Source organism: Blautia sp. HCP3S3_H10_2 (genome assembly GCF_052122375.1).
Classification (GTDB): Bacteria; Bacillota; Clostridia; order Lachnospirales; family Lachnospiraceae; genus Blautia_A.
This window is the reverse complement of record NZ_JBQKCL010000006.1, coordinates 146,965-159,993: the sequence shown is the minus strand read 5'-3', so window position 1 is coordinate 159,993 and position 13,029 is coordinate 146,965. Positions and strand designations below refer to the sequence as shown.

At 44.3% G+C, this 13,029-nt stretch carries 8 protein-coding genes; 5 read left to right on the top strand and 3 right to left on the bottom strand.

What is annotated here, in order from left to right:
* The first annotated feature begins 32 nt into the window (after nucleotides 1-32).
* From ACTQWB_RS08590 to ACTQWB_RS08575, 4 genes are all read left to right on the top strand, one after another.
* Nucleotides 33-1,109 (top strand): glycosyltransferase, encoded by a 1,077-nt coding sequence (locus tag ACTQWB_RS08590; RefSeq protein ID WP_441501433.1) that lies wholly within the window; start codon nucleotides 33-35, stop codon nucleotides 1,107-1,109.
* The gene (locus ACTQWB_RS08585) at nucleotides 1,106-2,218 is read left to right on the top strand and encodes a phosphodiester glycosidase family protein (protein WP_441501434.1); all 1,113 of its coding nucleotides are present in this window, start codon (nucleotides 1,106-1,108) and stop codon (nucleotides 2,216-2,218) included. Before ACTQWB_RS08590 ends, ACTQWB_RS08585 begins: the two co-directional genes overlap by 4 nt.
* Before the next feature lie 159 nt (nucleotides 2,219-2,377).
* Entirely contained in the window at nucleotides 2,378-2,629 is a 252-nt protein-coding gene (locus tag ACTQWB_RS08580) for a hypothetical protein (protein ID WP_441501435.1), read from the top strand.
* A gap of 102 nt (nucleotides 2,630-2,731) precedes the next feature.
* Nucleotides 2,732-3,097 carry a hypothetical protein gene (locus ACTQWB_RS08575; protein WP_441501436.1) on the top strand — a complete coding sequence of 122 codons (366 nt, stop codon included), beginning with the start codon at nucleotides 2,732-2,734 and terminating at the stop codon, nucleotides 3,095-3,097.
* 341 nt (nucleotides 3,098-3,438) lie between these two features.
* On the opposite strand, the gene ACTQWB_RS08570 is transcribed toward ACTQWB_RS08575, so the two are convergent.
* The 3 genes from ACTQWB_RS08570 to ACTQWB_RS08560 all read right to left on the bottom strand — a co-directional run bounded on the left by ACTQWB_RS08570 (nucleotide 3,439) and on the right by ACTQWB_RS08560 (nucleotide 8,539).
* Nucleotides 3,439-5,022, bottom strand: coding sequence for a glucose-6-phosphate isomerase (locus ACTQWB_RS08570; RefSeq protein WP_441501437.1), 1,584 nt, complete (start codon nucleotides 5,020-5,022; stop codon nucleotides 3,439-3,441).
* Between the two features lie 301 nt (nucleotides 5,023-5,323).
* Nucleotides 5,324-7,978 (bottom strand): heavy metal translocating P-type ATPase, encoded by a 2,655-nt coding sequence (locus tag ACTQWB_RS08565; RefSeq protein WP_441501438.1) that lies wholly within the window; start codon nucleotides 7,976-7,978, stop codon nucleotides 5,324-5,326.
* A gap of 195 nt (nucleotides 7,979-8,173) precedes the next feature.
* Nucleotides 8,174-8,539, bottom strand: a complete 366-nt coding sequence (locus ACTQWB_RS08560; RefSeq protein WP_441501439.1) for a metal-sensing transcriptional repressor — start codon at nucleotides 8,537-8,539, stop codon at nucleotides 8,174-8,176.
* 478 nt (nucleotides 8,540-9,017) lie between these two features.
* Between ACTQWB_RS08560 and ACTQWB_RS08555 the strand changes: the two genes are divergently transcribed.
* A complete protein-coding gene (locus ACTQWB_RS08555) occupies nucleotides 9,018-12,989 on the top strand; it encodes an Ig-like domain-containing protein (RefSeq protein WP_441501440.1) in 3,972 nt (1,323 codons plus the stop codon).
* The last annotated feature ends 40 nt before the right edge of the window (nucleotides 12,990-13,029 follow it).

Sequence of the window (13,029 nt, the reverse complement as noted above, 5' to 3'; positions counted from 1 at the left end):
ATAGAGAGTTGTAAAGACAAGGGGATGAAAATATGAACGCTGTAATTTTACCGGCATATAAGCCGGATGAAACCATTGTACAGATTGCAGATGATTTATGGAATTCCGGGTGCAGGATCGTTGTAGTAGATGATGGAAGTGGAACGGAATATGCACCTTTGTTTGAACAGGTCGGAGACATTTGTACTGTATTACATCACGAGGAAAACCGGGGAAAGGGAGCTGCCATAAAAACAGCACTTTCCTATATCCAAAAGGAAATGCGGGATGTGGATGTAATCGGAGTAATGGATTGTGATGGACAGCATTTGCCGGAAGATATGAGAAAGCTTCTGGTATGTGCACGGGAAAATCCTAAGACACTGGTGCTTGGATGCAGAAATGTGGGAAAAGAAATGCCGCTGAAATCCAGAATGGGAAATAAGATCACAAGAGATATTTTTTATCTGGCAAGCGGTGTGCATGTGTCCGATACCCAGACAGGGCTGCGGGCATTTACGGCAAACATTATCAACAGCCTGCTCAGTATTAAAGGGGAACGCTATGAATATGAGACAAATGTCCTTCTGGTGCTGGCAAGAATCGGTGTACCATTTGAGGAAATTCCAATTCATACCATTTACAGAGACAGGGAAAATTCCACTTCCCATTTCAGGGCGGTGCGGGATTCGGTAAGGATTTATAAGGATATTCTGAAATTCACGATGTCCTCTTTTTCCAGCTTCCTTCTGGATTATCTGTTGTTTTCCCTTTTGATGGTACTTTTCCCGCATACGGCGCCATGGGTACTTGGGGCAAATGTTCTCGCCAGGATGGTAAGCGCATTTTACAATTACAGTATGAATTGTATTTTTGTTTTTCACACAGAACATCATGTGAAAAGCGCATTTCAGTATTTTGCCCTGGCAGTTTTTATCCTGTGTGTGAATAATGTGATCCTTACAGGATTTGTGCAGGTGGCGGGCTTTTCCGTATATCCTGCAAAGCTGTGTACAGAGTGCCTGCTGTTTTGCATCAGCTGGCTGGTACAGAATTTTATTATTTTCCGAAAGGAAAAAGGCGATGGCCTTGAGAATAAAGAACTTGTGAATGGACAGATGAAAGCATGAAAAAAAGAATTTTATGTCTGATGGGGGATGTAGCAGCGGCAGCGGTGATTCTTCTGGTGGTGTGGATCGTGTATTACAAAGTTCCGCAGAAGAGGATAAAGGCGGTATCTGTAAACCAGAGCAGCCAGACTGTTCAGAATTCAGGGGTGGAAACAGGAGACAGTTCTTCTTTGCTTGTAGAAGCAAATGGAGGTGCCGGAAGTGTGGAAAGTCAGCTGCAACAGGGAGAGACGGGGAATCCGGATCATCTTCAGGTGACAGACCAGGTATATAGTACAGAGGACTGGCACCAGAAATTTGCAGATAAATTTACGGATCAGGTTGTGGCAACAGATACTTCTTATACAAGTCCGGATCTGTCTATCCAGTTGTCCTATTACAATTATGATACAGGGAAAAAGGACTACTCCAATTACGGAAAGCACTTGAAATATGGTACGGAAACATCTTATGTACTGGCAGATATTTATGTAGGAGACATTCATCAGCTTCAGACTGCTTTTGCCCAGGATACTTATGGGGTAGGATATACAGAGAAGCTTTCGGATATGTCAGACCGGATGAAATCGGTACTGGCTGTAAATGGAGATTCTTACAGCAATGACAGGCACAAGGACAATGGAACCATTATCCGGAATGGCGTGATCTACAGAAATAAACAGGCAACTGCAGAAACCTGTGTGCTGAATTGGGATGGAACAGTGGATATTTACCCGCCGGGACAGGTGGATACCCAGCAGCTGATCCAGAGGGGCGCTTATCAGAGCTGGATCTTTGGGCCCAGTCTTCTGGATGATAATGGAAAAGCAAAGAGCAGCTTCATTACCTGGGATTATATCCGCCAGTCCCATCCAAGAACGGCACTGGGGTATTACGAACCTGGACATTACTGCCTGCTTCTGGTAGATGGAAGACAGAGCACTACAAGAGGAATGTTTCTGGATGAGATGGCAAAGGTATTTGAAGATCTTGGCTGTAAAAAAGCATATAATCTGGATGGAGGGCACTGTTCATTTATGACATTTAATGGGACTACGGCCAATCATCCGTATAAGCCGGAGCATGAGATCGCAGATGGGATTTTTATCCTGGACAAGACTATGTTGTAAACAAATTTTAGAAAACAAATCCATTTGGCAGATCAGCCACAGCGACGAAATGCGAAGGGGGGAGGCTGGCTCTGAAGCATTACAAATTTTTGCGGGAATAAATGGAAAGCATTGGATATTAGAAATAAATGGTAGGAATAACGAACAGGAGGAATTATCATGAGCGGAATAAGAGGAATATTACTTCATATCTGTGTAGTTTGCAGTCTGGTGTGCATGGTAACGAAGATATTAGATTATTACAATCCTTATATGGATTTTTCGGGCCATGTAGTTGGATTCCAGTTTCTTTTATATGGAGTGGTAATCGTACTGGAACTGACCCGTCGGTATAACAACAGAACCGGTCAGAAATCGGCCAAAAGTAAAAAAACACATTACACAATGTTAAATAATTTTAAATATGTTTAACATTAGCAATACCTGAAATTTAACATAGGAGACTATAATGTCTTTCAGAAAAGAAAAAAGTAAGAGAAATGATACAGGCAGAAAAAGCAAGGAGGCTTTTTTATGAGAAAGACATTACAGAAAATAGAAGTCAACAGTTTTATAGATGAATTTGTAAAGGCAAGACAGAAATATTTCACAAAAGGACAGGAATGGCTGGAGGCTGACCTGGCAGAAGAAAAAATATATGTGTATGCAGACAAGAATCAGCTGGCAGTGGAACTGGATGAGCTTGTGAAAAACAGCCTGATGCATAGCGCGGTAGTTCCTATGGAAATGCGGATCCAGGTAGAGAGAGCATCTGATGGTGCGAAAATCAATTATATGGATAATGGAGCAGGAACCTGGAGAAACAGAAGCTTTTTCGTAGCTGGAAATGCAGATGCGAGAGCTGCTGGCGAAAAACGCTGGGGAGTGCAGATGGCGTAATAAAATTTAGAGAGTAAAATGCATTGTATTTACGACACGTAAAGTATCTTTGGAACTGGTTTGACTGGCGGCGAAGAAGATGCGATGAGTTATAATAGAATGATAAAAGGAAAGGCTACGGTTAATTGCTGGATTGTAATTGACGGTAGCTTTTTTTTGTGTGGCTTCGAATGCGTGAGGAAATTTGAAATCACAAGTATGTAGAATATTTTGAGAATATAAAAACGGCAATTACAGAATTTTCCGCAATTGCCGTTTGGCTCGCTGTGTGTATGAATTCCATAAATGAAAATGTAAAAATTTTCATTTATGGTGATGTCTGCGTAAGCAAACATGTTTGTTTAGATATTCAGAAGATCACTGAATACTTTAAGAGCACCATCTGTATTGTGTGCAAGCACACGTTTCGCAAGAACTTTACCAAGCTGTACACCTTCCTGATCGAAGCTGTTCAGGTTCCATACGAAGCCCTGGAACATGATCTTGTTCTCAAAGTGAGCAAGTAATGCGCCAAGGGAAGCTGGTGTGAGCTCTTCGCCGATGATAATGCTGGATGGACGTCCACCCTTGAAGTTCTTATTCAGGTTCTCATCCTCTTTACCGCAGGCGAATGCAACAATCTGTGCTGCAACGTTCGCGCAAAGCTTCTGCTGGCTGGTGCTGTTCTCAATGTCAACATCTACGCCGAGCTGGCTCTTCTTAAAGCCGATAAACTGAAGCGGGATGATGTCAGAACCCTGATGTAATAACTGGTAGAAGGAATGCTGTCCGTTGGTTCCTGGCTCACCGAAGATAACCGGACCGGTCACATAGTTTACAGGCTCACCGAAACGGTTGACAGTTTTACCATTGGACTCCATATCACACTGCTGAAGGTGTGCAGGGAAACGGCTTAATGCCTGTGAGTATGGAAGAACAGCGGTGGAAGGATAGCCCTGTACATTTCGCTCATAGATACCGATAAGGGCATCCAGCATATCCGGGTTCTCCATAAGGTTACGGTTGGTAGCAAGCTGATCCTCAGCTGCTGCGCCATCAAGCAGCTGTGCAAATACTTCCGGGCCGAATGCAAGGGAAAGGATCGCTCCGCCTACACCGGAAACAGAAGAGTAGCGGCCGCCGATATAATCGTCCATGAAGATTGCAGTCAGGTAATCCTCGCTCTTTGCAAGAGGTGAGGTCTCACTTGTAACTGCAAGCATATGCTTGGACGGATTTAATCCTGCCTTAGTCAGGGCGTCTTTTACAAATGCTTCGTTGGTCAGTGTCTCAAGGGTAGTACCGGACTTGGATACAACGATGAATAAGGAGTGTGCAAGATCTACAGAAGCAAGGACTGCAGCTGCATCATCCGGGTCAACGTTGCTGATGAATTTCGCTTCCATCTTAAAGGTGTTATTTGCCTTCGCCCAGTTCTCAAGTGCGATGTAAAGGGCACGTGGACCAAGGTCACTTCCGCCGATACCGATCTGGACAACAGTGGTAAATTTCTCGCCAGCTTCATTGGTGATCTCACCTGCATGAACCTTATTAGCGAAATCAGCTGCCTTCTTCTGCTGGGCAACATAGAACTCACGCTTGTCTACACCGTCTACAACAACAGGATCGCCAAGCTGTCTGCGTGCCAGATGATGAAGAACCATACGGTTCTCTCCTGTATTGATCACAGCACCATTGTATAATTCCTGGAACTTGTCGATCAGCTGCGCCTCGTCAGCCAGCTGTGCAAGTGCATTTAAAACAGTTTCGTCAACCTGTTTGGCTGCATAGTTGTAAGTCAGACCTGCTGCCATCTTTGTACTATAATCAGCTACACGCTTGCCACCTTCTTCCCCTGACAGAGCTGCTGCAATGTCTACGTGGTTCTTAAGACTGTTCAGTCTGGCAAAAGAATCAAGTGTGTCAAGATTTTTCCATGTTGCCATAATATAATTCCTCCTTATAAATGGTTGAGACCAGAGTGGATTTAAAATGTTTTATTAAAAGGCTCCGGGATCTCGTAAAGGCTTCCTATTGGGAAGTCCACATTACTGTCATTATACTGAAAAAAAATGGGAATTTCAATGCAAGGATGAAGATTCGTGAAAAATCAACATTTCTGTGGAAAATTTAGGCGTAAATATGAAAAAAAGAACATATGAAAAGCCGGGCGGTCTCTTGTGATCTATTAATAAAAAGGGCATTCGGTGAAAATAGTTTCCCGAATGCCCTTACGTGTGCGCTTTTTTATTCCTGTGTGATGCCGGTTACTTCATATCCGGCGTCTTTGATAACCTGGCGGATTTTCTCTTCGTCTACTTTTTCCGGTGCGGTGAAAATAGTGGTTCCGGCATCGTGGGAGGAAACAACATCCTGTACCCCGAATGCTTCCTGAACTGCTTTGTTTACGTGTGCTTCACAATGACCACACATCATTCCTGTTACATTGACTGTTACTTTAACCATGGTATCATTCTCCTTTTTGTTAATATTGTTATTAATATCGTTGCTGCGGGAAACCGGGCAACTGTTATTAATCGTTGAAGCTGTTTCTTTATTATTTACATCTTTATTTACACTTTTGCCAGAAACGGTCTCTTTTACTGGTTCAAATGAGACTTGTTTTTTTAGCTTTTTATCTTTGGTGGCGTCATGAATCTTAAACAGATTCAGTCTCAGTGCATTGGTAACCACGCAGAAGCTGGAAAGACTCATAGCTGCGGCACCAAACATCGGGTTTAAAGTCCAGCCGAAAATCGGAATCCATACACCGGCTGCCAGTGGAATACCGATCACATTGTAGAAGAATGCCCAGAAAAGATTCTCATGGATGTTACGGAGAGTAGCGCGGCTAAGGCGGATGGCAGCAGGCACATCAGAAAGCTGGCTTTTCATAAGAACCACATCTGCCGCGTCAATGGCTACATCTGTTCCGGCACCGATGGCAATGCCGATGTCAGCTCTGGTAAGTGCAGGTGCATCATTGATACCGTCACCTACCATGGCAACCTTGCCTTTTTCTTTCAGGGATCGGATGACGCTTTCTTTTCCGTCTGGGAGGACACCTGCGATAACCTGGTCTACACCAGCCTGTGCACCGATTGCCCTGGCTGTGCGCTCGTTATCACCGGTAAGCATAACTACGTGGATTCCCATATTCTGCAGCTCTTTTACAGCCTGTGCACTGTCTGGTTTGATCACATCAGCGACTGCGATGATTCCAAGAAGCTTGCCATCCTTTGCAAAAAGGAGAGGCGTTTTTCCTGCTTCTGCCAGTTTTTCGGCCTGGGAGAGAAGGGCAGGGGAAACAGATACCAGTGTGCTGATGTATTTCATGCTTCCTCCGATCAGAGTGGAAGTACCAAGCTGTGCAGAAAGTCCATTTCCGGGAAGGGCCTGGAAGCTGGTAACATCAGGGGACAAAAGTCCAAGGTCAGAAGCTTTTTCCAGAACTGCTTTTGCAAGCGGATGCTCGCTTTTTTTCTCAAGGGCATAGGCGAAGGTGAGAAGATCATTTTCAGATACGCCGTCAGCGGGAAGGATATCGGTCACCTGGGGCTGACCACTGGTGATGGTGCCGGTTTTGTCAAGGGCAACGATCTGGATCTTGCCAGCCTCCTCAAGGGAAACTGCGGTTTTAAAAAGAATACCGTTTTTGGCGCCCATTCCATTTCCAACCATAATGGCTACCGGGGTAGCAAGGCCAAGGGCACAGGGGCAGCTGATCACAAGTACGGAAATTCCTCTTGCAAGGGCATATCCAAATTCATGGCCGGTGAGCAGCCAGATAATGGTGGTAACAATGGCAATGGTGATAACAGCTGGTACGAAAACTCCGGAAACGCGGTCTGCGATTTTGGCAATGGGAGCTTTGGTGGCAGCGGCATCACTGACCATTTTGATGATCTGGGAGAGGGTAGTGTCCTCACCAACACGGGTGGCTTCGCATTTAATGAAACCGGACTGGTTTACGGTGGCTGCAGAGACAAGATCTCCGGCTGCTTTGTCTACGGGGATACTTTCTCCGGTGAGAGCGGATTCATTAACGGCACTGGAACCTTCTATGATCACGCCGTCAACCGGAATGTTTTCCCCAGGGCGTACCACGAAGACATCACCTTTTACCACCTGGTCGATGGGAACGGTAGTTTCCTGTCCATTCCGGATGACAACAGCTGTCTTTGGGGCAAGCTTCATAAGACCCTTCAGGGCATCGGTGGTTTTTCCTTTGGAGCGGGCTTCCAGCATTTTTCCAACGGTGATCAGAGTCAGGATCATAGCTGCGGACTCAAAGTAAAATTCCATCATGTAGTGCATGACAAGCTCTGAATTGCCGTCTACCTGGGCTCTTGTCATGGCAAATAATGCGTAAACACTCCATACAAAGGATGCCATGGAGCCAAGGGCTACCAGGGTGTCCATGTTGGGAGAGCGGTGCCACAGGCTTTTGAAACCGCTGATGAAAAATTTCTGGTTGATGACCATGACGATTCCGGCGAGAAGCAGCTGGACCAGTCCCATGGCGATGTGGTTGTCATTAAACCAGGCGGGAAGAGGCCAGCCCCACATCATGTGCCCCATGGAGAAGTACATAAGTACCAGGAGAAAGCCTACGGATGCGATGAGACGCTTCTTAAGAATGGGGGTCTCATGATCCTCCAGGGCCTTCTCTGCATCGGAAACGGATTCCTTCTGGCCGGCGGCTCCTTTAAGGCTGCAGCCGTATCCGGCTTCTTCTACGGCAGAGATAATGGCAGAAGCTGTGGCAGTTCCTTCTACGCCCATGGAATTGGTAAGCAGGCTGACCGAGCAGGATGTAACGCCGGGAACCTTGTTTACGGCTTTTTCTACACGGGCGCTGCAGGCTGCACAGCTCATGCCGGTGACGTTGTATTGTTCCATAATAAATTCCTCCTTCTATAAGCTACTCCGATACCTACGGACTGCTTCGCACATACGTGTTCCCGCAGTCCTGCACACATGAGGAATCCGCTGATTTACTTCGTAAATCGCTACTTCCTCATGTGTGGCGGATGGCAAGGTGAAATGTCTTTTCGTGCAAGCACGAATAACATTTCCCTTTGCCATCCTGGTATCTCATTTCATTAATTTCTGCAATGTTGCAACCAGCTCATCGATGGTCTCGTCCTTTCCCTCCCGGATGTCCCTGGCAACGCAGGTGCGGATATGGTTGGCAAGAAGTTCTTTATTAAAGGCATTCACAGCAGCATTGACTGCGGCAGACTGGATCAGGATGTCGTTACAGTAAGCATCATTCTCCAGCATTCCTATAATGCCCCTTATCTGGCCTTCAATACGCTTCAGGCGGTTGACAAGCTTCTTGCGTTCGGCTTCAGTGCGGTCGGTGTGCTTGGTGCAGCAGCAGGAACAGACCTGCTGGGAGGAAGCTTGGGAGGGGTTGGCTTCCTCGACTTGGGAGGAAACTGTATGATTGGCTGGCATAGGCAGACTCCTTTCTAATGGTAGATATTATAGTAAATGAACCTGACGGGAAGCGTAGTCTGACATATATGAGAGATACATTTCTCGGCGGTTGTTAGTAGGTAAAAGTATTAAATACCCCTGTGGGGTATCTGAAATACAAGAATAATATATACCCCTAAGGGGTATTTGTCAATAGTGATTTAGGAGATTCTTTGAAAAGAATTGATTCTTCTGGAAATTTATAGTATGATAATAAAGACAAAAAAAGCGCGTTTAAATGGAATGCGGTTTATTTCCGCAGCGGCGTCCTTGCCACCGTAAAGTCGGGTCTTTTTAAAGGTGTCTTATAATGTAGGCGGTATCTCAGGGGCGTTATGGCTTACATTAAATTGTTAATGCACGAATCATAAGTTTGTTTGAAAGACTTTATGGAATGCATTATCTTTTAACGTACCCTCTTATAATAAGAGGGCTTTTTTTATGAAGGAGGAGAAAAATGAAGCAAAGAAGAACAAAGATTTTAGCACTGCTTCTTGCTGCTACCATGACAGTAGGTTCCCCGGCTGCTGCACTTACGGTTAGCGCAGAAGCAGAAGAAAATGGATTCTCAGATGTTTGGGAAACTGCAGATTCGCAGGAGGGCGAGCAGTTTATTACAGATGAAACACCAGCAGAGATTGGTGACGTGTACACAGGTGAAGTAGAAGGCACTGTGGACAATGAAGAGACCGGAATGGATGAGATTGCTGGTTTTTCTGACGGAGAAGAAGCTGGTTTTTTATCTGGTCTGGAGGAAAGTGCAACAGATGAACTTAAGAATGCAGAGGATACTATAGTAGGAAAAGCTTATTCGGCTACAGTACAAGTCCTTAATTCAGATGGCAATGTAGGTGGAATGTATGCAATGGACAGTGTGATTGTTACGTTGCAAAGTGATGGAACTTATCTTGTAAGAATGCATCAGACAAGTCATAATAGAGAGATTCTTGCACTTACAGATGATCCAAATGTTGCAAATTCGCATGCTGTGCCATGGTATAAAGGAAATGGAGAAGATGATCATTGGTTTACAATTCCGTTGACGTCATTGAATGATACATTACATTTTTGCATGATTAAAGGAGATTATGTACAGGATGGGAATGTTATTTCAGGTAAGACATTTAGCAAAATTCAGACTTTGACATTTGATATCTCCTCATTAAAGGAATCAACTGAAAGTCCGGCGGTATCTTCCGACATTAATATTTTACCGGCTACGGTTACAGAAAAAGCAGACTATACTGCAGTAGATGCAGCCATTGCAGCAATTCCAGCTGACCTGTCTGTTTATACAGACGAATCCGTAGCAGCTGTAACAGCAGCGAAGGATGCCATTGTACGAGATTTGGCCAAGGATAAACAGGCTGAAGTAGATAAAATGGCAGAGAATCTGAATGCAGCAGTGAAAGCGCTGGTACTGAAAGTAGTTCCAGTAGAAACTACTGAACTCGCAGTTACCAATACAACTGGAATGTTCAAAGTGACTAAAGCTGTCCTTCAGAAATCCGAAAGTGGACAGAAGCTTCTTCTTACACTTAGCAGCACAGGATATGAATATCTGTTTAAAGGCACTTATGAAGATGCTGTTGCTAACGGAAATAACAGAGATAACTGGATAAAGTTTGAGAAGACAGAAGCTGGTTATCAGTTTGAAATTCCGGTTTCTGATGGCGAGACCAAGCTTAGCCTGGTTTCTATTTCCAAAAACAAGCTGAAAAATTATGATGATGGAACTGCTACGATAGATAAGGTATTTTATCCACGCCAGGTAGTGATTGATTATAGTGCAAAGACGCTGACTGCTGGTGACTTTGATCATACAGTATCTTTAAGTGTGGATAATAAGGTGAAAATGTTCACTATTTCCAATGCATCTTTACATACAGTTGGTGGTCCGAACTCCAATGGTTATAAAGAAACACTGGAACTTACAATGGGAAGCACCAGTTTTAGTGCAATTTATGTAGGAAGTGCAGAAGAAGCAGCTAAGGCAGAGAGTACAATTCCGATTACCGATAAAAAGGCTTCTGTACTGATGAAAGAGAATGCAACTGGTGGTGCTACTATTCTGAATTATTTAGAAAAACCGGTTGTTTTATCCTTCTATTCTGTAAAGAATAAGGCATGGTATGAGCGCGTATTTACAGTCAGCAAGAAAAACGGAACTGTAAAAGTGGTAGCTCATAAACCTGCAACAGAGGTGAAGCTGGATGTAGATGCAAAAGAACTGATTGAAGGCGAGAGCTTTGATCTGACAGCTACCGTAACACCGGCAGACACAAGTGATGCTATTGTATGGAGCAGCAGTGACGAAAAGGTTGCCACTGTAACAGATGGTAAGGTGACGGCTGTGGGAGCAGGAACTGCTGTGATCACAGTAACAGCTGGTAATGTAAGTGCTAACTGTACGGTTACAGTTGTGAAAAAGACTTTCACATACACCATTCAGGCACTGCTTGCAAATGGTACTGCACAGACCAAGAATATCACAGACGTAGTTGCAACCGCTACAGATGAAGAGGGAAATGTAGTTCAGGCAGTTGCAGATTCCAAGACTATGCTTGAGTTCGAAGAACTCGATGCGACCAAGACTTATACGATTAAGGTTGTACGTGATGGTTACTATACAGTGACTGGTGTAAGAAATGGAAATCAGTACACATTTACTCCAACTGGAGAATGGGAATATACTGGCAAAATTGACCGTAAAGAAGACGGAAACACTGTAAATGTTGTTTTCAAAAAGGATGATTTGAAGGCTGCTTTAAAAGAAGTTCCTTCTGATTTATCATTATATACTGCAGAGTCTGCCGAAAAAGTAAAAGCAGCTGTTTCAGCAGCAGATCCAGATGGAAAAGATTTTGCAAAAAGAGATGAGCAGGCTGCTGCTATCAAAGTTGCTCTGAATGAGCTGAAGCTTGTTGAAGATGGAGAATATTTATCAGAGGCAACGGTTACAAACAAAGGTATGGATGTTCTGGACCTTAAGATCATTGTAGAAAATGGTGTAGCAAAAGCCCGTTTCATTGGAAGCAGTAAGGCATATGGAAAACTTTTCCTTGGAACATCCAGTGCAGCAAAGAAAGCAGCAGATGATGATCCAAACATGATTCTTCCAGATAATAACGGGGAATTAGTTACTAGCAGTGATGGAAAAACTGAGGCATACCAGTTCACTATGCCGATCAGTGGTTTTGCAAATGAGATTACATTCAGCTCTTATGCAACAGCAAGAAAGAAATGGACACAGCAGACAATCACATTCAGTTCTGGAAAATTACAGAAATACATTAAGACCACAGGTATCAAACTGGATCAGACAGAGACGACTCTGGATGCAGGTAGCAAAGTAGTCCTTGTTGCCAGCGTAGAGCCTGCAAATGCAACTTATCGGGATGTTACCTGGACAAGCAGCGATGAAAAGGTGCTGACAGTAGCAGAAGATGGTACCGTAACAGCTGTAGCAGAAGGAAAGGCAACGATCACAGCTGTAACTGGTGAATTTAAGGCAGAGTGCCAGATCGCAGTCCACACCTATGAAACACTTCCAGCAAAAGCAGCAACCTGCACCAGAACCGGACTTACCGAAGGTATCAAGTGCTCCGTTTGCGGAGAAATCATAAAAGCCCAGGAAGTGATTCCGGCACTTGGTCATAAGGAAGAAATTCTTCCGGCAATCGCAGCAACCTGTACCAAGGATGGCTGGAGTGAAGGCAAGAAGTGCTCTGTATGCGGTACAATTCTGAAAGCACGTAAATTAGTGAAAGCAACTGGCCACAAAGAGGTTGTGATTCCGGCAGTTCCGGCTACCCAGGGACATACCGGTCTGACAGAGGGAAAGAAATGCTCCGTATGCGGAGAAATCCTGGTAGCCCAGAAGACAATTCCGGCACTTCCGATTCTGGTTACCAAGGTAACCTTAAGTGCTAAGACTTCCACGAAGATAGCAGCAGGCAAGAAAGTACAGCTTCAGGTAAAAACAGCTCCTGCTAATGCAGCAAACAAGGCAGTTACCTGGAAATCCAGCAATACCAAGGTTGCAACTGTAAATGCAAATGGTGTTGTAACCATGAAGAAGAAAGCTGGCGGAAAGAGCGTTGTTATCACAGCAACCGCAAAAGACGGCAGCAAGGTATATGGATCCATTAAGCTGACCTGCACCAAAGGTTATGTTAAGAAGCTTGCGATTTCCGGAAATAAGACCGTAAAAGCTGGTAAGAGCCTGAAACTGAAAGCAAAGGTGACTGCAACCAAGAATGCAAATAAAAAGGTTGCATGGAGCTCCAGCAATACCAAGCTTGCAACGGTATCTTCCAATGGTGTTGTAAAAACATTCAAAGGAAAGAAAGGTACAGTGAAGATTACTGTCAGATCTCTTGACGGAACAAACAAGAAAGCAACAATCACAATTAAAATTAAAAAATAATAAGGGACGATGGATGATTAAGAAGTCCTGAGTGAGAAAA

What these genes read in the sequence shown, in the direction of transcription:
- ACTQWB_RS08590 (WP_441501433.1), top strand. Translation starts at nt 33, where the DNA reads ATGAACGCTGTAATTTTACCGGCATATAAGCCGGATGAAACCATTGTA.
- ACTQWB_RS08585 (WP_441501434.1), top strand. Translation starts at nt 1,106, where the DNA reads ATGAAAAAAAGAATTTTATGTCTGATGGGGGATGTAGCAGCGGCAGCG.
- ACTQWB_RS08580 (WP_441501435.1), top strand. Translation starts at nt 2,378, where the DNA reads ATGAGCGGAATAAGAGGAATATTACTTCATATCTGTGTAGTTTGCAGT.
- ACTQWB_RS08575 (WP_441501436.1), top strand. Translation starts at nt 2,732, where the DNA reads ATGAGAAAGACATTACAGAAAATAGAAGTCAACAGTTTTATAGATGAA.
- ACTQWB_RS08570 (WP_441501437.1), bottom strand. Translation starts at nt 5,022, where the DNA reads ATGGCAACATGGAAAAATCTTGACACACTTGATTCTTTTGCCAGACTG.
- ACTQWB_RS08565 (WP_441501438.1), bottom strand. Translation starts at nt 7,978, where the DNA reads ATGGAACAATACAACGTCACCGGCATGAGCTGTGCAGCCTGCAGCGCC.
- ACTQWB_RS08560 (WP_441501439.1), bottom strand. Translation starts at nt 8,539, where the DNA reads ATGCCAGCCAATCATACAGTTTCCTCCCAAGTCGAGGAAGCCAACCCC.
- ACTQWB_RS08555 (WP_441501440.1), top strand. Translation starts at nt 9,018, where the DNA reads ATGAAGCAAAGAAGAACAAAGATTTTAGCACTGCTTCTTGCTGCTACC.